The 23,983-nt window shown below is 34.8% G+C and carries 15 protein-coding genes; 6 read left to right on the plus strand and 9 right to left on the minus strand.

Annotated elements, in window-relative coordinates; all coding sequences use genetic code 11:
• Positions 1–119: 119 nt before the first annotated feature.
• Entirely contained in the window at positions 120–1,130 is a 1,011-nt protein-coding gene (locus tag BUC31_RS08300) for a LacI family DNA-binding transcriptional regulator (protein ID WP_073242963.1), read from the minus strand.
• A 243-nt stretch (positions 1,131–1,373) separates the two neighbouring features.
• Here BUC31_RS08300 and BUC31_RS08305 point away from each other — a divergent pair, with 243 nt between their 5' ends.
• From BUC31_RS08305 to BUC31_RS08330, 6 genes are read left to right on the plus strand one after another with little or no spacing between them, the layout of a single operon-like run.
• Positions 1,374–2,939 carry a sodium:solute symporter family protein gene (locus BUC31_RS08305; RefSeq protein WP_244534022.1) on the plus strand — a complete coding sequence of 522 codons (1,566 nt, stop codon included), beginning with the start codon at positions 1,374–1,376 and terminating at the stop codon, positions 2,937–2,939.
• Positions 2,940–2,942: 3 nt separating this feature from the next.
• On the plus strand, positions 2,943–5,222 hold the full coding sequence (locus BUC31_RS08310) for an FAD-dependent oxidoreductase (protein WP_073242967.1): 2,280 nt from the start codon (positions 2,943–2,945) through the stop codon (positions 5,220–5,222).
• A 2-nt stretch (positions 5,223–5,224) separates the two neighbouring features.
• A complete protein-coding gene (locus tag BUC31_RS08315) occupies positions 5,225–8,224 on the plus strand; it encodes a glycoside hydrolase family 2 TIM barrel-domain containing protein (protein WP_170861936.1) in 3,000 nt (999 codons plus the stop codon).
• A 7-nt stretch (positions 8,225–8,231) separates the two neighbouring features.
• Positions 8,232–9,344, plus strand: coding sequence for a glycoside hydrolase family protein (locus tag BUC31_RS08320; protein WP_073242969.1), 1,113 nt, complete (start codon positions 8,232–8,234; stop codon positions 9,342–9,344).
• 3 nt (positions 9,345–9,347) lie between these two features.
• On the plus strand, positions 9,348–11,084 hold the full coding sequence (locus tag BUC31_RS08325) for a glycoside hydrolase family 2 protein (protein WP_073242971.1): 1,737 nt from the start codon (positions 9,348–9,350) through the stop codon (positions 11,082–11,084).
• A 38-nt stretch (positions 11,085–11,122) separates the two neighbouring features.
• Positions 11,123–12,430 (plus strand): glycoside hydrolase family 117 protein, encoded by a 1,308-nt coding sequence (locus BUC31_RS08330; RefSeq protein WP_073242973.1) that lies wholly within the window; start codon positions 11,123–11,125, stop codon positions 12,428–12,430.
• A 659-nt stretch (positions 12,431–13,089) separates the two neighbouring features.
• On the opposite strand, the gene BUC31_RS08335 is transcribed toward BUC31_RS08330, so the two are convergent.
• The 8 genes from BUC31_RS08335 to BUC31_RS08370 form a co-directional block, all read right to left on the minus strand.
• Positions 13,090–14,733, minus strand: a complete 1,644-nt coding sequence (locus BUC31_RS08335) for a sulfatase-like hydrolase/transferase (protein WP_139251911.1) — start codon at positions 14,731–14,733, stop codon at positions 13,090–13,092.
• Between the two features lie 87 nt (positions 14,734–14,820).
• Entirely contained in the window at positions 14,821–15,540 is a 720-nt protein-coding gene (locus tag BUC31_RS08340; RefSeq protein ID WP_073242977.1) for a 3-ketoacyl-ACP reductase, read from the minus strand.
• A gap of 13 nt (positions 15,541–15,553) precedes the next feature.
• Positions 15,554–17,080, minus strand: a complete 1,527-nt coding sequence (locus BUC31_RS08345) for a Dabb family protein (RefSeq protein ID WP_073242979.1) — start codon at positions 17,078–17,080, stop codon at positions 15,554–15,556.
• A 4-nt stretch (positions 17,081–17,084) separates the two neighbouring features.
• The gene (locus BUC31_RS08350) at positions 17,085–17,585 is read right to left on the minus strand and encodes a GlcG/HbpS family heme-binding protein (RefSeq protein WP_073242981.1); all 501 of its coding nucleotides are present in this window, start codon (positions 17,583–17,585) and stop codon (positions 17,085–17,087) included.
• Positions 17,586–17,673: 88 nt separating this feature from the next.
• Positions 17,674–18,246 (minus strand): Crp/Fnr family transcriptional regulator, encoded by a 573-nt coding sequence (locus BUC31_RS08355; RefSeq protein WP_073242983.1) that lies wholly within the window; start codon positions 18,244–18,246, stop codon positions 17,674–17,676.
• 42 nt (positions 18,247–18,288) lie between these two features.
• A complete protein-coding gene (locus tag BUC31_RS08360) occupies positions 18,289–20,118 on the minus strand; it encodes an arylsulfatase (RefSeq protein WP_073242985.1) in 1,830 nt (609 codons plus the stop codon).
• A gap of 22 nt (positions 20,119–20,140) precedes the next feature.
• Positions 20,141–23,014: a glycoside hydrolase family 2 protein gene (locus tag BUC31_RS08365; protein ID WP_073243831.1), complete on the minus strand. Its 2,874-nt coding sequence runs from the start codon at positions 23,012–23,014 to the stop codon at positions 20,141–20,143.
• 11 nt (positions 23,015–23,025) lie between these two features.
• Positions 23,026–23,889: a family 16 glycosylhydrolase gene (locus BUC31_RS08370; protein ID WP_073242987.1), complete on the minus strand. Its 864-nt coding sequence runs from the start codon at positions 23,887–23,889 to the stop codon at positions 23,026–23,028.
• Positions 23,890–23,983: the final 94 nt, after the last annotated feature.

Raw genomic sequence — 23,983 nt, forward strand, 5'->3', positions numbered from 1 at the left:
GAAGAGGGTAATGGATTAGTAGAATACTACCATATATGATTTATTTTTAAATTCTGAGGAATTTGGTTTGAATGTAAGTAATTGAAAATCAGAACGTAACTAGAAGTGTTATGATTTTTCTATTTTATGATAACTGAAGATTCTCTAATATTCAATCGTCCATTAAGTATGATAGTTTGTGGTACAAATATTCCTTTATTATTAATTTGATCTAATAATAATTTAGCTGCTGTTTGCCCAATATCATGTGTAGGCTGCTCAACAGATGTTAATGAAGGTGCTGTATGCTTTGCAAGAGATGATTCTGTAAAACCAACAATGGCAATATCATTGGGAATTTGATAACCATGCTTTTTAAAAACTGTCATGGCGCCAATAGCACAAGAATCATTTGCTGCAAAAATAGCCCTAGGTATGGTATTATTATCAATCATTTTTTGAGCTATTCGTTCACCATCTTCCATTTTAAAACCACATGAAATTATTTTACCTACTGGGCGTTTGTGTTTTTTATGGGCATCTTCAAAACCTCTTTGTCTGTTTTTTGTTAGGGTCAAATTTATGGTGCCCGTTAAGTGAACAATATCATTGTACCCTTGTACAATTAAATGCTCGGTAGCAAAAAGTGCCCATTTATAATCATCAAAAAGCACTTTTGATGCTTTGATTTCGTCCACAGCTCTATTAAAGAAAACAATAGGTATATCAGATTTTAATAAACTGGTGTAGTATTCATTATTATCTATTTCTGATGTTAACGAAACAATTAGTCCATCGACCATGTTATCTACCAAAGTTTCAACATTTTTTCTCTCAATTTCCCATGAATAGTTAGACTGCATTATCAGTACTTGATACCCCTTTTCGTGCAATATTTGTTGGGCTCCGAGCATTACTTCAGGAAAAAAATTGGTACTAAATTCAGGTACAACAATACCAATATTGAAAGAACGCTGCTGACTTAATTTTCTAGCGATTGGGTTTGGTCTGTAGCCTAATTCTTTTGCGGTTTTGAGAATTAATTTTTTGGTTTCTTCATTAATATCGTACTTATCGTTGAAAGCTCTGGATACTGTAGAAATAGAAACGTTTAATTTTTTTGCGACGTCTTTTATGGTAACGTGTTTCATGTGGTAATGTTACCAAAATATTAATGTTTCGGCAAATTTCGGAAACGTTTCCGGAAATAAAATGTGTTTCGGTAACGTTTCCGAAGGCTTATTTCTCAAGATGGATTAAAAAATATAAAGTTTTAATCTACTTTAACAATCAATCTATTTCTAGTTATGGGGAATATCGATATTTCGGTAATATTAATTTTTGTTGCTCTTATTTTTGTCTGCGGAATCAGTTTTTCCAAATCAGGTAAGAACATGAAGTCTTATTTTTCTGCCGGGGGCGCATTGCCTTGGTGGATGAGCGGACTGTCATTATTCATGAGTTTCTTCTCTGCCGGTACTTTCGTGGTCTGGGGAGCAATTGCCTACCAAAGTGGGTGGGTGGCAATATCCATTCAATGGACCATGTGCATATCTGGAATTATTATTGGTTTTGTTATTGCACCAAAATGGCAAAAAACAAAAGCCATGACGGCTGCTGAGTTTATAACAGATCGGCTTGGGTATAAAACACAAAGAAACTATACCTACCTATTTTTGTTGATTTCTATTTTCACCATGGGAGCATTTTTATATCCTGTGGCAAAAATTGTAGAGGTTTCTACTTCAATACCTATTACAACAAGTATAATTGGTTTGGGTATTTTAATTCTTATCTATACTTCTGTAGGCGGCTTATGGGCTGTTATAGTTACAGATGTGCTTCAATTTGTTGTTTTAACCGCTGTGGTATTAATTGTAGTACCCCTTTCTTTTGATAAAATTGGAGGTATCGATAATTTCATTGACAAAGCTCCAGATAATTTTTTTCAGTTCGTAAATGAAGAGTATTCGCCTTTGTTTTTAGTTGCTTTCGGCTTGTATAATTTATTTTTCATAGCAGGTAATTGGGCTTATGTACAACGTTACACTAGTGTAGCTACACCAAAAGATGCCAAAAAAGTAGGATGGCTTTTTGCTGCCCTGTATGCGGTTAGCCCTTTAGTTTGGATGTTACCACCAATGATATATCGCATTCTAAATCCGGAATTAAGTGGCTTAGCCAATGAGGGTGCTTATCTATTAATGTGCAAAGAGGTATTGCCTGTTGGTATGCTGGGCTTAATGCTTGGGGGAATGATTTTTGCAACATCAAGTTCTGTAAATACCACTTTGAATATTTCTGCAGGCGTTTTGGCTAATGATGTTTACAAACATTTTAGACCTAAAACAAGTGATGAAAGTTTGGTGAAGGTAGGTAAACTGGCAACTATTATACTAGGTGTTATTACCATTCTCATTGCTTTAATGGTACCTTATTTTGGGGGAATAGTAGAGGTGGTGATGACATTGGCCGCACTTACTGGTGGTGCTATGTTCTTGCCACCAATTTGGGCATTGTTCTCTCAAAAACAAACTGGTGCAAGTATACTTTCTGTTACCCTGATTTCTCTTTCTATTAATGCGTTTTTTAAATTTTTAAGTCCGGCGGTATTTTATTTAAAATTAGATAGAGCTACTGAAATGGGTCTTGGGGTTGGTGTACCTATAGTTTTACTGGTCATTTTTGAACTCTATTTTTCTTATCAACAAAAAGGCAATAATCAGTACACGGTTTACTTAGAGAAAATGAAGCATAAGTCTGGTGTCGTTATTGACGATACTAGTGAAGACAATAAAAAAGGTGCCCGTGTTATTGGCATTGGAGTAGCAGCTACAGGATTAATAATATTGGTGCTTTCGTTCATTGCAGAATCAGGTGCGCTATTGGTAGGTTCAATGGGTTTACTTGTGAGTATTCTTGGTTGTTTTATTATTTATAAAAGTTTAAATAATCGGTAGTAAATGTTAGTAGAAAAATACAGCACTAAAGAAAGAAGAAATAAGACCCTTGAAATTTCTACTGATTTTGTCATCATTGGTGGTGGAATAGCGGGAGTATGTGCGGCAATAACTGCTGCGAGAGAAGGCATAAAAACGGTACTTATTCAAGATCGACCAGTATTGGGGGGTAATGCTTCTTCTGAAGTTAGACTATGGATTTTAGGCGCTACTTCGCATATGGGCAACAATAATCGTTGGGCTCGTGAAGGAGGCGTTATTGATGAAATTCTAGTTGAGAATATGTATCGTAATAAAGAAGGTAACGCGGTAATTTTTGATACGGTTTTATTAGAAAAAATTTTGAACGAAACCAACATCACATTATTACTTAACACTAGTGTCTATGATGTTGAGAAATCTAATGATAGCAACATCAAATCTGTAACAGCATTTAATTCTCAAAATTCAACTACCTATATTGTTAATGCACCCTTATTTTGTGATGCTTCTGGCGATGGTATTGTTGCTTTTAAAGCAGGTGCGTCTTTTAGAATGGGTGCTGAAACTAAAGAAGAATTTGGCGAGTTATTTGCTCCAGATACAGCATATGGAGAGTTACTTGGGCACTCTATGTACTTTTATAGTAAACGAGAGAATCATCCTGTAACCTATAGACCTCCTGCTTTTGCACTTAAAGATATTACCGAAATACCAAGGTATAAATCAATTGGTAAAGATGATAAAGGGTGTAGGTTTTGGTGGTTTGAATATGGAGGTAGAAAAGATACCATTCACGATTCCGAAGAAATAAAATATGAACTGTGGAAAGTCATATATGGTGTATGGGATTATATTAAAAATTCTGGTGAATTTGATGATGTAGATAACCATACACTTGAATGGGTAGGTACAGTACCGGGCAAACGTGAAAGTAGGCGTTTTGATGGGTTGTATATGATAAAGCAACAAGATGTAATTGAACAAAAAACGTTTTATGATGCCATTGCTTTTGGGGGCTGGGCAATAGATTTACACCCTGCAGATGGTGTTTATAGTAAGCTTTCTGGGTGTACGCAATGGCACTCTAAAGGCATTTATCAAATTCCGTATCGTTCTTTTGTAAGTAAGGATATTGATAATCTTTTTTATGCAGGTAGAATTATTAGCGCAACACATGTAGCATTTGGCTCTACCAGAGTAATGGCTACAACGGGTTTCTGTGCGCAGGCAGTAGGTATGGCCGCAGCTGTATGTTCCAAAAACAATATACTACCAAAAGAGGTTCTTGATGAAAAGTATTTAGAATTATTACAGAATAAGTTGAATATTAACGGACAGAGTATTCCTGATATTCCCATTAAATTATCATCAAATTTGATTACTTCTGGTGCCGTTTCTGCATCTTCAGAGTTGAATTTAAGTAAAATCCCGTTTGACGGTGGGTGGACAAATTTAGGCACTGCCGCTGCTCAATTGCTCCCGTTAACAGCACATACAAAATATGAATTTACCGTATGTGTCAATGCTGATGAAGATACCAATTTAGATGTGCAGCTACGAAGCTCAGCAAATGCTAAAAGTTATACACCAGATGTACTTTTAGAAACTTCGATGATTAAATTAAAAAAAGGAGAACAACATGTTTCTTTTTCATTTAATGAAAGTGTGAATGAAATGCAGTATGCTTTTGTAACCTTTTTGAAAAATGAAAAGATAAATTTAAAGAATTCTACCAAGCGCTATTCCGGGGTGCTATCCGTTTTTAATGGGGTGAATAAGGCAGTTTCTAATAACGGAAAACAAACTCCGCCTGAAGGTTTAGGAGTTGACACTTTTGAGTTTTGGATACCCCAGCGTAGACCAGAAGGGCATAATATTGCTATGGAAATTTCCCCTGCAATAGCAGCATTTGACGCTGCCAATATTGGTAATGGGTATGTACGACCTTGGGGAGCAACAAATGCTTGGGTTGCAGATTTGGAAGATGAAAACCCGAAGCTTACCATATCTTGGAAAGAGGAAGTAGCACTGCAAGAAATTAAAATTTTCTTTGATACGGATTATGATCATCCTATGGAATCTACGTTAATGGGACATCCAGAAGATGTTACTCCGTTTTGTGTACGCAATTATACTATAAAGGATAGTCACGGGAATGTATTGGCAGAAAAAGAAGATAACTATCAAACTATCAATTCTTACAGATTTGATACTCCTATTAAAACAAAGGAATTGGTTATAGAAGTATCTCATCCATCTAAAAATGTACCTGCTTCCATATTTGAAATTTTATGTGTGTAATTATGAAAAACAGCTATCTATTATTGTTTTTTCTTGTTGGTGTATTTGGCTATGCACAGAAAAATACAGGCTTGAAAGCTGGGGAAGAAAGACTGGATTTAAATGGCAATTGGAAATTTAATGCTATTTATGGCGATGGATCAAACTACAATAATATCAAGGCTGAGGAAGAAGACATAGTTATTGATAATACTGATAAAAATCAAATTGAAATTAAAGGAGATTGGGTTGTTTCTACAGTAGGAGAGAGGGAGTCTCGGTTTTATGGAGCATCATATTTAAAACATCACTTTAGTAGTTTACAAGATGATGCCAGTGTATCATATGTACCCAAATTGCCTGCATCCGGATATTATGAGGCTTTTGTGCGGTTTCCTTTTGCTATAAATTTAAATACAAAAATAAATATACATCATACTGATGGAACAGATGTACAGTTTTTTAATCAGCGTACACGTTGCGACGAATGGTTGAGTTTAGGCATTTTTACTTTTGAAAAAGATAAACGCTCTGCTATAGAAATTACTTCAGATATAGCCGGTGTGGGTGTATCTGCGGATGCTGTATTATTTAGACCTGTATCCAACGAAAAGATAGCGCAAGCTAATTTGGAGAAAAAGACTATTTTTTTAAGTGATTTTGATGATTCGCAATGGGATAACTTGAAAGTTCCTGGGCATTACGGAATGATTAATGAATTCTCTAATTACACTGGTAAGGCATGGTATAGAAGAACATTTGAAACTCCTGCAGCTTGGCAAACTTCTCCTCAAAAAAGAATTCGATTAAAATTTGATGGCGTTTGCCATATAGCTAAAGTGTATTTAAATGGAGCGTTTGTCGGCACACATCAAGGCGGGTTTACGCCTTTCGAAATAGATGTTACGGAAAATATAAGTTTAGACAACCATAACGTATTGGCTGTTGAAACTGACAATAATGCTTTGGTAGGTGCTACGTGGAATTGGGGTGGTATTATTAGAGATGTTAACCTTGTAAGAAATAATCAGGTACGCATTAAGCATCAATACATACATGCAGATCCAGATTTAAAAACAGGTACAGCAGGGTTACATTTAAAAATTAAGATAGAGAATAGTGGTACTACGGCTAGAACATTAACGGTGAGTAGTCAAATTTTAAATGAAACTAAGGTAAAACAGTTTATTCAAAAAGTAACAGTACCAGCAAATTCTATGAGTGAAGTTGTTTTCACTGGTGAGTTGTCTTCAGCTGATGTTGAGCTTTGGCATTTTGATAATCCGCACTTATACCAAATAGCAAGTACTATTTCAGAAAACGAGAAAGTAGTACATGAATTGAAAGATAGATTCGGGATTAGGAAAGTAACATTGACCAAAGATAATTTGATTTTAAATGGTGAGCCCGTTCGGTTGTCAGGCTATAATAGAGTTAGTGATCACCGTTATTGGGGGTCTTCAGAGCCCCCAGAGCTTATTGATCAAGATGTAGATTTAATGAAAAATGCAGGAGCAAACTTTATGCGTATCATGCATGGAACTCAGAATAAAAAATTGATTGAGCGTTGCGACGAAAAGGGAATTTTACTGTTTGAAGAAGTCAATGTTCGCGATTTGGATAATGCAGAATTTACAGCTCCAGAATATCCTTTGATAAAATCATGGATTAAAGGAATGGTAGAAAGAGATAGCAATAGCCCTAGTATTATTGGGTGGAGCGTTGGTAATGAATTGGATGACCATTATGACTATGCTACAATGATGATGGATTATGTGAGAGTCTTAGATCCTCATAGGTTAGTGACTTGTGTAAGCAATACTGGTGGGCGTGAAGATGCAACAAGAACTACAGATCCAAATTCTAATGTAGATATCATAATGCATAATTTGTATCCGTTTCAAGGAACACCACAAGAAGTAATTTCTAGTATTAGAAACAAATGGCCTAACAAACCTGTTTTTATTTCAGAATATGGCGTAAAGTTAAATGGGATTACATTAGATGAGGACAGAGAAGAAAATTCTACTTGGAACGAAAACTTTAGGGGACAGAATGATTTTGTTATTGGAACTTCATTATGGACGTTTAATGATTACAGAAGTGCATACATAGGAACCAATGTGGAAGAAAATAGAACATGGGGAATTGTAAATGCATGGAGGCAAAAACGAAAGTTTTATTCTCGATTACAAAAAGAAACCAGTCCTGTAAAAGGGATTGATGTTGTCTTTCATAAAAGGAAAGCGACAATAACGATTCCTATAAGAGCAAGAAATGACTTTCCTAGTTTTACCATGAAAGACTATCAAATGGTTTGGGAATTTATAAATGATGAAGGAGAAATAAGTGTTAGACAAACGCAAGATTTACCTGTGTTATTTCCTGAAGATGGTGTGTGGATAGGAGATATTCCTATAACTGTAAAAAACAAAAAAGCTGTAGCCATGCATATTGCTTTATTAAGCCCGAATGGGTACACACGGTTTAAAAAAAATATTGACCTAAAAAAACCTGTAGCTCCTAAAGTTACAGCAATAGTTGGGGGTAAAAATTCAGCCAGGGTATATTTTGAAGAAATGGCAGGGGCAAAGGAATATTTTATACAATACCAAAACTTAAAAGGCGAAACGGTTACAACTGCTAAAACGATATCCAATTATATTACTGTTGATAGTCTACCCAACTCTTCTGTAAAAGCAGACCTAATAGCAGTAAATGGTAAGGGATCTGAGTCTGTCATGGTCAACTTAACAAGGAGTGAGCAAGAATTACCACCTGTTATTTGGGATGCTTTTATACGAGATAATCGTATTGTGGTTGGCTATTCTGGAGAATTAAATGATGAAGCGTATACCGTACGTTACGGAACTTCGCCATTAAACTTAAATCAGGAAATTACAACGTACACTAAAGGGATGATGACCATCCCCATTAAAGAAAGTGGTACATACTACCTGCAAATACAAAAAAAGGATAGTAACGGATTGAGCAATTGGTCTCCTGTTAAAAAAATAAATTAATCCTTAAATGAAAAATAAAGTTTCCATAGTATTATTCATTGTCTTGTTTGGGTCTTGTGCTCAAAAACCAAAACAGAAAGCATCAGAAAAGGTAGAAAATTATAAGATTGTATTAGGGAAAGTATCTAAATCTTCTGTCTTTGAAGAAGCAGGAAAAAGTGTTTGGGGAGGTACATTAACCAAAGGTGAAGACGGCTTATACCATATGTTCTACTCTAGATGGCCAAAAGAGATTGGTTGGGAATGGGTTAATTATTCTGAAATAGCGCATGCTACGGCTACTAGTCCATTTGGACCGTTTTCTTTTCAAGATGTGGCTTTGGGTGATAGGGGTAAAGAATACTGGGACGGAGCTACTACGCATAACCCTACCATTCTTAAAATTAAAGGCAAGTACTACTTATATTATATGGGTAACACTGGAAATAAAGAAATTGTAAGTACTCCCGGAAACCCTAAATTAAATTGGGAACATAGAAACAATCAAAGAATAGGAGTTGCTGTTGCTGATAGTCCTAACGGGCCTTGGAAAAGATTTGACACACCTGTTTTAGATATTACACATGGAGATGATAAGGCATATGATGCCTTGATGACTTCGAACCCATCTGTATGTGAAATGCCAGATGGCAAAATATTAATGGTATACAAGGCGGTAGGGAAAGCATTTAAATTACCTGCTGGTGGTCCTGTAGTACATATGGTGGCTATTGCAGATTCGCCAACCGGACCTTTTAAAAAGTATCCTGATCCAATATTTGTGTTTGAAGGAGAAACATTTCCTGCGGAAGACCCTTACATCTGGTACCAAGATGGTAAATATCGCGCTATAGTAAAACGAATGAAGCATGAAGGAAATAAGCGTTTATTCTCATTAGTCCATTATGAATCTGAAGATGGAATTAAATGGGACAAAGCAAAATATTTTGAAGTTTCAGATAGAACGGTTACTTGGGAAGATGGTACCCGTACCAAGTTTAATCATTTAGAGCGTCCACAAGTTTTTATGGAAAATGGAGCTCCTGTTGCTTTGTTATGTGCAGCAGATACTATTGATGTGAATAATGTGAGACACTCCTTCAATATTCAAATTCCATTACAGATCACTAAAGAAAAATAAAGTATGCATAAGAAGCTCTTTTTACTGTTTTCTATTATTGTTTTATGGGGTGTTTCCTGTAAAAAAGTAAGCCCCCTAAACGATTTTAATACCTATGAGAAGAATAAATCTTTAGATGGTACTTGGCAATTTTTAGCATCAAATACTATAGCAGAAATAGCAGTGTTGTCGCAAACAGACCAGCAATGGGATACCATTACTGTTCCTGGCAATTGGGATACTAGAGAAAAATACGGCACTTATGTGGGCAAAGGTTATTATAAGAAAAGCTTCACGCTTCCTGAAAATTGGGAAGACAAGCACATTAGATTAAAATTTGGGGCAGTATATCAAACGGCAAAGGTTTGGTTAAATGGAAATTTATTAGGAACCAACGTTGGAGGCTATTTACCTTTTGATTATGATATAACACCTTATATACATAAAACTGGAACAAATGATGTGGTAGTAATGGCAGATAACACCATTAAACGAGGTGCATGGTGGGCTTGGGGCGGTATAAGTAGAGCAGTGGTTTTAGAAGCTAATGAACCTGTAAGGTTGGTTTACCAGCATATTAGTTCGGTACCCGATTTTGAGAATGAAGTTGTGAATTTCAGCATCAAGTATAAAATCGAAAACAATGAAGAATCTTCTGTAAATGTTACCATTAATTCAACAATTAAAGAAAAAGAAAAGCTGCCTAAAACTGCATTAACCTTAGATGCCGGAGAAGTAGAAGAAGTAACCGTAACATTTAAGAGAAAGTTATCTGACTTTGATTTATGGCATTTTAATTCGCCTAATTTATATCAATTAGCTACAGATGTAGAAGTAGATGGTAAGTTGCAGGATCAAACAGTTGATAATTTTGGGATTAGAAAATTTGAGGTTAGAGGAGAACAGTTTTATTTAAATAATAGTGCTGTACGAATGAACGGTGTCAATCGTGTACACGATCATCCTAACTACGGTAATACAGAACCAGATCAGTTAATAGAACAAGATATCTTGGATATAAAGTCTTTGGGGTGTAATTTTTCAAGACTAATGCATGCCCCTTTATCTAAAAATCTGTTAGATTTTTGTGACAAGAACGGATTCTTATTAGTGGAAGAAATTCCGGTTTGGGGAGATGAAGACCCTAATTCTTTTCCAAATAATCCACTAACAAAACAATGGTTGAATACCATGATTGAAAGAGATTTTAATCATCCTTCTGTAGTAGCCTGGAGTGTAGGTAATGAACTAAGAAATCCAGATGGTGATTGGGATGATAAGGCGCTAACTAAAGAACAATATGGTTACGTAGATTCTATGTTAGATTATGTAGCAACATTAGATAGCACACGGTTAAAAACTTATGTTAGTATTACTGCTTATAGAAAAGGAGAAATAGGAACGGAACCTTATGATAAAGTAGATTTTATATCAATGAACAGCTACGGAAATGCACCTGTTTTGGCAGAAAAAACACATGAGAAATTTCCAGGAAAACCCATTTTTATTTCTGAAATAGGAATAGGTCAAATAGGTCCTGCACCAGAAGGTGCTTTGAGCGATGAATTGGTGGGCTATTTAAATGAATTGAAAAAGTACCCTTGGGTAACAGGCGTTTCTATTTGGAGTTATAATGATTACAGAAGTAATTATAAAGGTACACCCGCTTCGGGTTTTAGAGAATGGGGCATAGTTGATGAACATCGAAATAAAAAGAAAGCCTACCATCAATTAAAAGAAATTTACAAAGAGTGGGAATAATTTAAAATTGTAAAATTCACATCAAACAACATATAACTATGAAGTTTTCACATAACTTGAAGATAAGTACTCTTTTACTGGTAGTGCTCTCGGCAATATCTTGTACTCAGAAAGAAGCTAAGGTTGTAGACAATGTCATAATCGATACTTTACAGATTTTTCCTTTTAAAATGCCTATTGAAAAGCCAAATATTCCGCTTAGTGCTTCTTCAGAGCGAATGTTTAATTACCCAACACCAAGAGTTCAAGACAACGAACTTTTCTCGCAATTTAAGTATACGCGTTTAAATGGTTTTGATTATAATAATGGTGATGGTACTATTTCTAGAAGAGATCCTTCTAGACCAATCTTGGTAAATGATACTTATTATGTTTGGTACACTAAAAGGCATACAGTAGTACCTCCTATTGGTTGGAATCGTGCGGCAGAGGCTACCGATGTAATACCTTCTACCGATTGGGATTTATGTGATATTTGGTATGCAACTAGTAAAGACGGAGTTACTTGGGAAGAAAAAGGGGTGGCTATTTCACGTCCTGAAAAGCTAAAGTCAGGATGGCGTTCTGTGGCTACGCCCGATATTCTTGTTTGGAAGAATAAATACTATCTGTACTACCAAGCTTTTGATGAACCTAGTGGGTTAAAAGGCGATTTATGCCCTGTCTCTATTTCATATGCCGACTCGCCCGATGGTCCTTGGATTCATGGAGGCGATAAGGTAATTCCGTTTGGTAAAGAGGGAGAGTGGGATTACAAAGCTACACATGACCCGCAACCTATAGTTCATGATGGAAAAATTTATGTATACTATAAAGCAGCCTATAATAAATGGCCAGATAATAGAACTAACTATGCAGTAGGGCATGGTTTGGCAATAGCAGAAGATCCTTTAGGACCTTATAAAAAACACTATTTAAATCCGGTTATGCAATCAGGTCATGAGACCACATATTGGCCCTATAAAGGAGGTGTAGCCACCTTGGCAATCAAAGATGGAAATGAACGTGAAACCATACAGTATGCTGAAGACGGAGTAAATTTTAAAATAGCATCGAGTGTTTCTTTAACTCCATCAGCGGCCGCACCTTTTGTTGCAGATGCATTTACAGACACTAAAGATGGTAGAGGTTTTACTTGGGGTCTATCTCATTTCATAAATGCGGGTACACCAGGAAAAGGATATTCAATTTTAGGGAGATTTGATTGCGATTTGAGTTTGGATTATGATGAGCCAGCTTTTAAGAATACCGGTGTTTGGCATAAGCCGGAAGTTTATTTTGCACAAGGTATGGGTTCTATTAACAAACACCCGGAGGGTAGAGCTGTAAAGAAAAATAATGATTGATTTTATACGGGATTTTAAAATGAATTTGGAAGTGAATTGCAGTATTTACTAAATGTACTAGTACAAAGTTTAATAGAGCGACGACCAATGCAACTACTATTAGTGATTAGATATAATATGTTTTTGAGTTTACTATATATCTTCAAGCTTCCAAACTCTGATCCAATCAAATTTAGTGTAGCGATTTTCTAAAGGCTGTTCAAACCCCATTTTCTGTGATGAGGTCTCTTCTATCCAATCATTTGTTAGCATCTAACCCGTTACAATCAAATTCATCAGATAGTCCATCAACACTTACCCATTTTTCACCACTAGGATTAGGATCTTGATTTGCTAAAAAAATATAGGTTTCGGGTTAGAATCTGGTTCGTTTTCATTAACAGGAGTTTCAATTTGGTTTCCTTCTGGTGACACATCCATAATGCTATTACTAGAATTACTGCAGGAAAATACGGCAATCAATAAAATGAGCTATACTGCTTTAACTGTTTTGATCATTAGTTTTAATTTTTAATAAGGCTAATTCCTATTGAATTTAGTCAATGCGTTAAATGTTTAGAAGTATAACACGTATAGTTTTAAAGATATTCTAGTGCTGTTATAAGGTATTTTAATAGTAGCTATATTACATTTATCAATTGACTGATAAATTATTAATCTCAATGTTTAGCTTTTGGAAAAGCATCATTGGTATATCTTAAAACCTGTGCTTTTCCTGTTCCTCTGGCTGCTGTTATTTCTACTTTCCATTGCGTTCTCAAATCCTCTAAAACTGTAGCATATTTAAGATTTTCAGCTAAATTATTAAGCTCGGCTGAATCTTCTTTGAGGTTGTACAATTCTTCATAAACTGGTTGTTCTCCATGTAAAGGTGAGTCTATATAATCACGATATGTTGCGATTTGAGGGTCATGCATACTATATAACATTTCATTAATCGGAATGCCAATTTGCTTTGCATATTTAATTTCTTTAGTGGCAGAAAAGTTATTGTTCTTATAATATCTTATGTATTTCCATTCTTTATCCTGAACAGACTCACATCTAGGATTCCCAAAATGGGTAGACCATAAATTTTCGGTATATACATAGTCTCTTACTTCGGTATTTGAGCCTTCAATTAAATCTGATATATCTTTACCTTGAAAGGTATCTGGAACTTTAATATCAGCATACGCTAGCATTGTTGGGGCAATATCTATAGTCTGTACCAAGGCATCACTTTTTAAACCTTTTTGCTTCTTATGCGCATTGGGATTATAAACAATGATAGGCACATGGGTAGTCTGCTCATAACAAAGTGCTTTGCCGCCTAAACCTTGTTGACCACCAAAGAGACCATGGTCAGAGGTGAAAATGATAATGGTGTTTTTATCTAATTTTAAATCTTTGAGTTTTTTTCGAAGATTACCTACCAAGCGGTCAATGCCTGTCATTGCTTCTAACTCTCTTATGTAGCGTTCTTTTAATGATTCTGGGGTGTCTACATAATTATAACCTACTTGTCTATCTTCTACTTTAAGTAAATCTGCAGGTAATTTTGGGGAAGTTATATCTGCCTTGGCAATATAATTTTCAGGTAGCGAAAGGTCTACATCACGATACATGTTTTTATAAATCGCATCGTCTGTTTCTTTTAATTTCATTGAGCTGGTTCCTGCTCCATGTGGTAAATTAAAATTAATGGATAGCATAAAAGGTTTGTCTTTAGGCCTGTTCTCTAAAAAGTGTAATGCTCCCGTTAATTTTCTAGCATTCGGGTCTAAAAAATCATCGACACCTTCGTTAATGATTTCTGGTTGCGTAAAGGCAATAGCGTCATTAAAAATACTATGATTGTCTTTCAGGTAAAAGCCTAAATGGCCATGACCTGCATACCAATAATCAAAACTTTGTTCCATTAAGCCACTATTGTAACCACCTTTACCAACTGGAGCATGGTTCTTGCCAACCCAACCCGTATAATAACCGTTATTACGCATAATTACCGGATAAGAGTTTGCCCATGCAGTATCTGAAACACTAGTGCCAGAATTAAAGTTGACACCGTGTTTACGCTCATACTGACTTAATAAAATAGATATTCTACTAGGGGTACAAATGGCGCTGGTAACATGTGCGTTGGTAAAAAGAATACCTTGCTTAGCTATCTCGTCTATATTCGGAGTTTGAACAATTGGGTTGCCTGTGCAGCCTAATAGATCATATGATTGGTCATCGGTTAAAATAAAAACAATATTTGGGCGGTCTTGTGCCTTAACTATGGTGGCTAAAAGGAAAAGGAATAGAAACGTTTTTTTCATTTTCATTCTTTTGTTGGATGATTATTATATAAGAAATTGGTTAAGTAATTGTCAAAATTATTTAACCAATACTATGTTGCAATTATTTTAAGGATTCGTAGACCATAAAGCAGCACTTTTCAGCATTGCCCTTCTAGGAAGTTTTAAACCGGCAAGAATCAATTCCGCAAAATCTTCGGGTTGTAACACGCTATCTGCAGAACCCTTTTCTGCAATACCTGCTTCAATTGACATATCAGACTCTATAGTGCTTGGGGTCAATGTAACAACCCTAATATTGTTTTTACGAACTTCCTTCATCAAGGATTCAGACATGCCAATAACTGCAAATTTTGACGCTGAATATGCCGATGTAGTTGCATTTCCATTTAATCCTGCTGTAGAAGAGACATTAATAATATCACCTTCATTTTTAGCAATTAAATATGGCAAAACTTCTTTAGTCACATGATATATACCCATAAGATTGGTTTGTATAATTTGAGTCCATTGTTCAACCGGCATGTCATTAAATGAACCAAAGCTTCCTATACCCGCATTATTAACTAAAATATCTATTCCGCCAAGTGTATCGATAATAGCTTTTATACTGTTTTTAACCTCTTCATAATTACCTACATCAAAAACAGCATAGATAGCTTTTATGCCTAAGTTTTCAAGTTCGGTAACTGTTTCTTTTAAAATATTTTCATTTCTGCCGGTAATGGCAACATCGATACCTTCTTTAGCAAATGCTATTGCAGTGGCTTTACCAAGACCTCTGCCACCGCCTGTAATGATTGCTTTTTTGTTTTTTAAATTTTCCATTTCTCTTTCAAAATTAATTTATAGTTGTCCAATAGTCCATTACAAAAACATCACCAATAATCGGTCCTACCTTTTTAACTAAGTCTAAATGGGCTTTATGAAATAGATATATTTCTCTAGCATGTTCATCTTTAAAGGTGATTGTAAACGTATGAGTGAAACCTTTACTGGCACCTTCTGTACTATCGTTCTCTCCCCATTCAATGTTGGTAATTTCTGGAATTTCATTTTTAAGATTCACAAAAGTTTTAACAGCTTCATTTACTTGATCCTCAGTAGCATTATCTTTATATTTCAGATTTACGATATGCCTTAACACTTTACCTTCTCTGTTAATTTTTGGCGCAATTTTATAGGTTGCTATCTTTCCTAAATCAAAACGAAAAGAACCAGCAATTAAGAAATTGTCTTCTCCAATTTTATGAGATCGTAGCCCATAATATATAGAATATCCTGTTTCTAAATAATTGATAGGACTTAGAATACCATTTTCATTTAGTTTTAATAGTTGTATACTGGCATCATCTCTTGTGCCAACTGCTAAAACAGCTTCATTACTATCTACTGAAACTATTTCAATTCGAGTTTGACCTTGTAATTTGGTGCTTTCATCATCTTTAAGAACAAAATGTGGTACTAAAGCTCCTTTTTTATTCACTTTAAATACGCTTACACCATCACCATGATATTCAAAGTCTGTTTTTTTAATAAAGCCATTTCGTTCGTAATATTTGTGATGTCTATGACCTACAATTACATATTTGTTTTCCCCTAAAGTTACTCCTGTTACTGGGTAAGCTCCTGTTAAATATCTATCTGTATTGTTATCGCTAATATTATTTATGTTCTTGAAAGTTCCGTCATCATAGACTCTGAAACTACTTACACCATTGTCTTGAAAACCGCCAGTGTATAAATAGGTCTTTCCTTTAATGTTATGCACAAACATGCCTATAATACCATCTGTATGAATAGTTTGGTCGTCTTTCATAGACTGCACATGGGTTAGCTTCCCATCATTATGTATTTTAAAACTACTTAACCCAGGAGTTTCTTCTAAACCGCCTATGAAAAGGTACGATGCTTTTTTCATGTGAACGACCTGTAACGTAATAGCTGTTCCTAAATATGTTTTATCGGTGTCTTCTACTAAAGCAACACGTTCTAAAGATCCGTTGGTTAAAATTTTAAATGTTTCAATGACATTGCCGTGCTTGTTAGCCACAAAAAGAAAATCTGTTCCATTAATACGGTCTGCAACCATACCTCGAGCAGGTCCTTTTTTCATATGAAGTTCATGATTGCTTATTGGGGTTAGAATACCTTCTTTATCTAAACTATAGACATCAATATTACCTACGCCACCTGCAAATACATAATGAGAGCCGTCTTTCTCGTAACTGGTTACAGAAACTGTGTTTTTTCCAGATATACTTTTGAAGTCTTTTCTGTAAAGCATTGCGTCATCAGAAACTTGCGAGAAGCTTATTTGCGATAAAACTAAAAAGCATAAAAGGAGTATGTTTTTTAAAAGATTCATGTTTTTAGTTTTTTAATTGATTTAAAATAGCATTTGCTCCTGCAATGGCAATATCACGATCTTGTTCTATAGTGCCACCACTAACACCAATGGCTCCAATAATATTTTTATTTTGATTTATTATAGGGATCCCTCCGGGGAATGTAATTAAGCCACCATTAGAATGTTCAATGTTATAAATAATTCCTCCTGGTTGACTAAGCTTTCCTAAATCGCCTGTAGCTATATTGAAGTAGCGTGATGTTTTTGCTTTTTTTATAGCAATGTCAATACTACCAAGAAACGATTCGTCCATTCTTATAAACGATTTTAGGTTTGCGCCAGCATCAACTATTGCAATGTTTACAACAACATTTAATTCTTCTGCTTTTTGTTTTGCTGTTAAAAGCGCTTTTAAGGCATCATTATGTGTAATATCATTTGATATTTGGGCATTTGCCAAACTTGATGTTAATGAGACCATAATTAGAATGACACAAATTTTAAAATGTTTTAATGAATTCATTTTTCTGATTTTTTATGAATTACAAAAATTAGAAACCATTAAGAGAAAACAGTTGAACTAGTTCAACTCGTAAAAAAATATTATTAAATTATGATTGCCTTTTTATTTTACTTAAAAATTCGTGCCGAATACCAAGGTAACCTGCTATTTGTTTATCAGTTAGTTTTGAGGCAATGTCTGGATACTTTTCAATAAAATGGAAATATCTCTCTTTTGCTGTGAATGAATGATTATTTATTAATCGCCTTTGCCATGAAACCAAAGCTTTTTGAGACATAATTCTAAAAAGTTTTTCAACCTTCGGAAACCTATCGTATAGCGCTATTTTATCTTGCTTATTAATTAAAAGTACCTTACTATCTTCTAAAGCTTGCATATTTAAGTTAGAAGGAATTTGGTTCATAAAACTATCAATATCCATTAGCCACCAATCTTTAGCGGCAAAGTATAAAGTGTTCTCATTACCTTTTTTATCGATAATGAATATTCTGAAACAACCTTCTAAAACAAAACCTTCAAATTTGCATATTTCACCTTGGGTTAACAAGAATTCCTTTTTTTTAATGGATTTGGAGTGAAATAGTTCGGTGAATTCTTCTAATTCTGTTTTAGAAAAAGCTACATTTTTAGTTATATTTTTTATTAATAAATCGTTTGTCATTAAAAGCGTAGTTCTAAATTTTTATATCACTATGTATTCATGTTATATTTTTTTGATGTACGCATAGTATACTGTGTTATTTTGTTCTGCGTCATCTAAAAAATTAGCTGTAAACTTAGTTTTTCCTGCTTTTAATGAAACGGTGAATGTGGTTGATAGATCAGTTTCATTCACAACCTTTTCTAATTTAAGTTGATTTTCAAACTCAATGGTAGCTTTTACAAAACTCAAGTTTTTTCCTTCCGGAATATCGTTTTCCAAACCAGGTAGGTTTTCTTTTGTTATAGCAGGTGTTGTTGCATTTATAGCTAAATTTGATTCTATAGGATAACGTCTTAAAGACACCTCGTAATTACCGCTTTCTAAAATATCTACACTCCAGTACCCATTACCAATTACACCTTCTCTAATATAAATTTGGTTCCAAGGATAAGCGCCCGATTCTGCATGAATATCATGCGCAGTAAGTGTTATTGGGTTTTCATGTTCTGAACCTAGTTTAAAGTAAACATCTTTATCAAAATCTTTAGAAACTTGCGTCCACCAGTTTTCATAGAAGGCTTTCATTTCATTCACTTTTTCAGGACGTTCTACTGCAATATCATTTTGCTGTCCTTGATCTTTAGAAATGTTATACAGTTCTTTTCCGTTTATCAATCTCCAGTTTTCTTGCATAACGGCAGAGTTTTTCCATTTTTTAGGATGTTGAATACGTTGTGAATCTGTTACTAGCATTCTATTTTTCAAGGTATCCTTTCCTCTTAAAAGCGGCACTAAACTTTGTCCGTCTAAAGGCTGATGGTTTTTTGGCAAATCAATGCCACACAAATCTGCTAAAGTGGGCATGATATCTATCTGTGCTGTTAGAGTATTAATGTCTGTGGCTGTACTAATTTTTCCGTCTTTCCAATAGATAAAAAACGGAACTCTATGGCCACCTTCATATTCGCTTCCTTTGGTACCACGCATACCAGCATTAAAGCCTGTAATCTTGCCTTTTTTATTATAGTAACCCGCAGATGTACCATTATCGGTCATGAAAATTAGAATGGTATTATCGGCTACATTTAATTCTTTCAGTTTGTTTCTTAGTTTACCAAAATTGTCATCGATATTCGTAATCATTCCGTAGAAACGTTTTTGGGTATCTGCCAAAACATCTTTACCTAAATCTTTATATAAATTGTAATATTCCATGGGTACATTGTATGGACCATGAGGAGCATTGGGCGCTATATAGCAGAAAAAAGGATTGTCTTTATTAGTCTGTATAAATTTTATAGCTTCATTAAAAAAGACATCTGTACAATACCCTTCGTATTTCTCTGGTTTTCCGTTATGAAAATAAGTGTCGTTAAAATAGGTGTTGTTCCAATAATCTGGTGTTTGTTGTACGCCACCACCACCGTGCATTACGGTTTCTTGAAACCCACGGTCCTCTGGTCTAAACGGATAATTATCACCTAAGTGCCATTTTCCAAATCCACCAGTTTTGTAACCGGCCTCAGAAAACATATTGGCTAAAGTTTTCTCATTTTCTCGTAATAAAGACCAGCCGCCAACGGTATGCCAAACACCAGTGCTGTTTGCATATCTGCCGGTCATTAAACCAGCTCGTGTTGGTGCGCAAGTTGGTCCTACATGAAAATTGGTTAAATGTGTACTTTCTGTGTAAAAAGCATCCATATTAGGTGTTTTGATTATTGAATTACCATGTGCACCTACATCACCATATCCCTGGTCATCTGTAATAACTAAGATTACGTTTGGCTTAATAATTTCACCAATATTGCTTTTATTTTCCTGTTTGCCAACACAGGCTATTAACAGAATAAAACTTAAAAATAAATGGAGTTTTGAGTTAGTAGACATTTTTTTTTAAAGTTAAATTGAGTTATTTAATCTGTTTTAAAATCAAGCCATTTAACCAAAGGCTGCCTTTTTCGTTTTTACTTTTAAATTTTAAAGTTACAGGATTGGAACCATCGGATATTATCATTGATTTTATTGAAATTGGTCTGCGTTCACCACTACTACTATTGTCATAGTAATTAACAATATGGTCGTCAGAAGTTCTAGTAAATTTACCGTCAGCATCTTCAACAGTTACTTCTATATCGTTTGTTAATTTAATATCTGTTTTTCGTGCATGATGAAAAGTTTCTAAAGTATACTTACCTGCATTTAAATTTGTCAATTTCATTTGAACTTCACCTTTTTCAACAAATACACCATCTGTGCCTACAAAACTTAAATCGCCTAACATGCTAGTACCATCACCTAACCAATTAATTTTTTGGCTACTACTTATTGCTATGTTTGTATTTGTTTCTTTGATAGAATAACTTAATTGCTGATCAGAATTTCCTGTCCATTCTTCCCATTCAAATTGTACTAATTGCTTCTCTCCTCCAATATCGACCCTAGTAATCGGATAATCGTAAATGGGTGTCGCATTATTGGCAATTTCATTAGTGTTAAATTTTACGGTTTTAATAGATGCTTTTCCAGATTTGATGCCTGCTGCTTTTGCAGTAACGGTTATTGATCCAAAATCAGAAGTACCTTTTACGTAAATAGCTGCTACGCCATTATATGCTAATGCAGGATTAGCATAAATTTTTCCATTGTCTATTAATTCACCTGCGCCAGAAACTGAAAACTGAATTTCTTTTTTAGCAGCGGTAACTACTTCGTTGTTTTCGTCTAAAATAGAGGCGTAAACTAATCTTATATCTGACCCACCTGCATAAAAAGGTTGATCGGTTATATTATATTCTACATGTAAATGATGTGGTTTTCCTTCTTTCTCTCTGATAAATTCTATGACTTTTTCTCCATTGGAATACCCTATGGCCTTTAAAGTGCCTTCTTTCCAATTGTGCTTAAATGTAAAAGAAGGATGATTTAAATTGAGTTTGGTAAGTTCATTATCTGGTAATTGTCTCGCGATTAATTCGTTGTTATAGTATAAGGCGACTTCTTGGCAATTACTGAAAACACGAACTTTTCCATCTTTAGATACCGTTTCATCAGCAATGTGAACAATAGGCTTTTCAACCAATTCTGATTGATACCAATAATACACAGGTTTAGGTACTCTATAAGGTGATAAAACACCGTACGTGGTCATAAAATCTCGTGACCATTGGTCATCCACAATATCGGGTTGTAAATGGTTGTAATCAGCACCTAGCCATGTAATGGCGGCAAAATTATTTTTATTACCCTTGTACCTGGATATATGAAATTGATTTACTTCTGAATTTGGAGAACTACCATGTTCCATAACCATGGTAAAAGCACTCTCTGGAAATTCTGTTCTTCTATAATCCATAGTTGCATGTACATCTGTAATGCCTTCATTTTTTGGTCCGTCCCATGGGGCAGAGGCAGAGGCGGTTAATCTAAAAGGATCTTCTTCTTTTGCCACGGTTTGCATTCTAGGAACAGGACCTCTATGGTTAATACCAGCTCCCCAAACAATTATTGATGGGTGATTTCTATGATTACGGATCATTGTTCTAGTAGCTTTTTCCAAATTTGAAAACCAATTGTCATCTCCCCATTCTATCCATGTAGAAGGTTCTTCATAAATAAAGATCCCTAGTTCATCACAAGCTTTAATAAACGCATCATCTTGTGTGTAGTGCGAAAGCCTAATGATATTCATACCCGCATTTTTGTATTGTAATGCCTCATTATAATGAAATGAGTTTGGTACGGCATCACCAATGTTAGGGTAACTTTGATGGCGATTGGCACCGACCAAGAACAAAGGCTCACCGTTTAAAACGAAACCTTTTCCTTTTTCTAAAGAAAATTTTCTGAAACCAAACGTGTTCTCTACAAAATCAACGGGTGTTTCGTTAGTATAAATGACTGAATTTACACGGTACAAATAAGGAGAGTCTGGCGACCATAAATGGTAATCATCTTCTATGGTTGCAGATTGTCTAAAGGTGTGTGTAGTATTGGCAGCAATGCTTATTTCAGAAACTAATTTTTTAATAACGTAGCCATCTCTATTGATTATGTGGGTTACAATATTAGTTTTCTTAGCTGTATCGTTTTCATTTTTTACCGTTGTTTTTATCGTTACGGTACCGTTGTGTTTATTTACGGTTGGTGTTGTTATATGCACACCTGCATCAAAATCTTCCCAGTTATAATTTACATGTAGTTTATTAGTAGTTACTAAATAGACATCTCTATATAATCCGCCATATTTTACGTAATCGGTTCTGTGGGGATCGGGAGCAATAACTTGACTATACGAATTGTCTGCTTTTATAGCAATGCTGTTTTCTTTACCCAATTGTACATAATCAGTAATGTCAAAATGAAAAGGAACATATCCGTTCACCGCATAGTTACCTACTAGCTCACCATTCACCCATAATTCTGTAGCATTATGTACTGCTTCAAATTCCAAGAATACCTTATCAGAAGTATTGGCATTAATAGTTACTTTTTTTCGATACCAACTAATATCACGCAAATACTTCTCTTGTACCCAAGTTTCTTTAATACTATCCATTTCATAAGAAACTAGCTGCGGTGTATGTGGAACGGATACATTTTGCCAGGTACTATCGTCAAAATCTATTGCGGTAGGTGAATTTGTTACATCGCCTAAATGAAATTTCCATCCAATATTTAAATTCGTTTTTGTTCTGTCGCCAGCATTAAACCCCTCTGGTAATTGTTGTGCCTTTACATGTGAAGACAATAAAAGAGCGATTATGATTATTTGTAATTTTTTCATTTTCATTATTTCTATTTCCAAACTCTAAAATATTTTACGTGATATTCACCATTTAGCTTATTGTTATCCGGTAGGGCACCGAACCATTTGTTAGATTCACAATTAAAATTGACTTCTAAAGGTTGATGCCAATGTGTGTTCTTCGCCTCTCTAAATAGTATGCCATCTATATAGAAACGGATATATTCCTTGGTCCATTCTAGCCCCCAAACGTGATAATCTTTTTGTAGTTCTTCTGGGAAAAAATATTTTTTGGTTCTAGAGAAATGCTTTTTAACATCTCCATGTTCTTTTGGAGATTTAAATACATGAATATTTGAATTTAAATCATGGCGATTGTTTTCTACGCCAGGTGCGTTTTCACAGATATCAATTTCAGTCCACCAATCTTTATCTACGTTTGTCATCCAAAAACCAGAAACCCATGGCGTATCCATTAATTTAGCTTCAGCTTCAAAATAGCCATATAAAAATTTAGTTTTACTTTTTATAAAGCCTGTTGAATGCGTAAACTCATTAGGTAATTTTTCAGCTCCGTGTTGGTTTACCTTAATTACTAACTCCCCATTTTTTAGGCTCACATTTGATTCATGAAAATAAGTTGGTGGTCTACCTTTCCATTTTGGATTATTGGGATACCATCTACTGTAATTCAAATTATTACCCTCAAATTCATCAGAATATTTTTTTATTAGTTTCCAACTTTTAGAATTTTGTTGGTCGGATAGGGGATAAGCAGAATTTACCCTTTCAATACTATTTTTAAGTTCAATAGAGTCTATATACTTTTTTGGAGGAATAGTCAGGTCTTGGGCAATAATTTTTGATGCTATAAAGAACAAAACCATAACATGTTGGATTTTTACAAACCTCATTTACTTCGTTATTTAAATTTGAAATAAAATTATTCTATAAGAGCAACTTGTTAAATTATAGATGGCCGGAAAACTAACACATATGGTTAATTAC

The sequence above is a fragment of the Maribacter aquivivus genome (genome assembly GCF_900142175.1).
Lineage (GTDB): Bacteria > Bacteroidota > Bacteroidia > Flavobacteriales > Flavobacteriaceae > Maribacter > Maribacter aquivivus.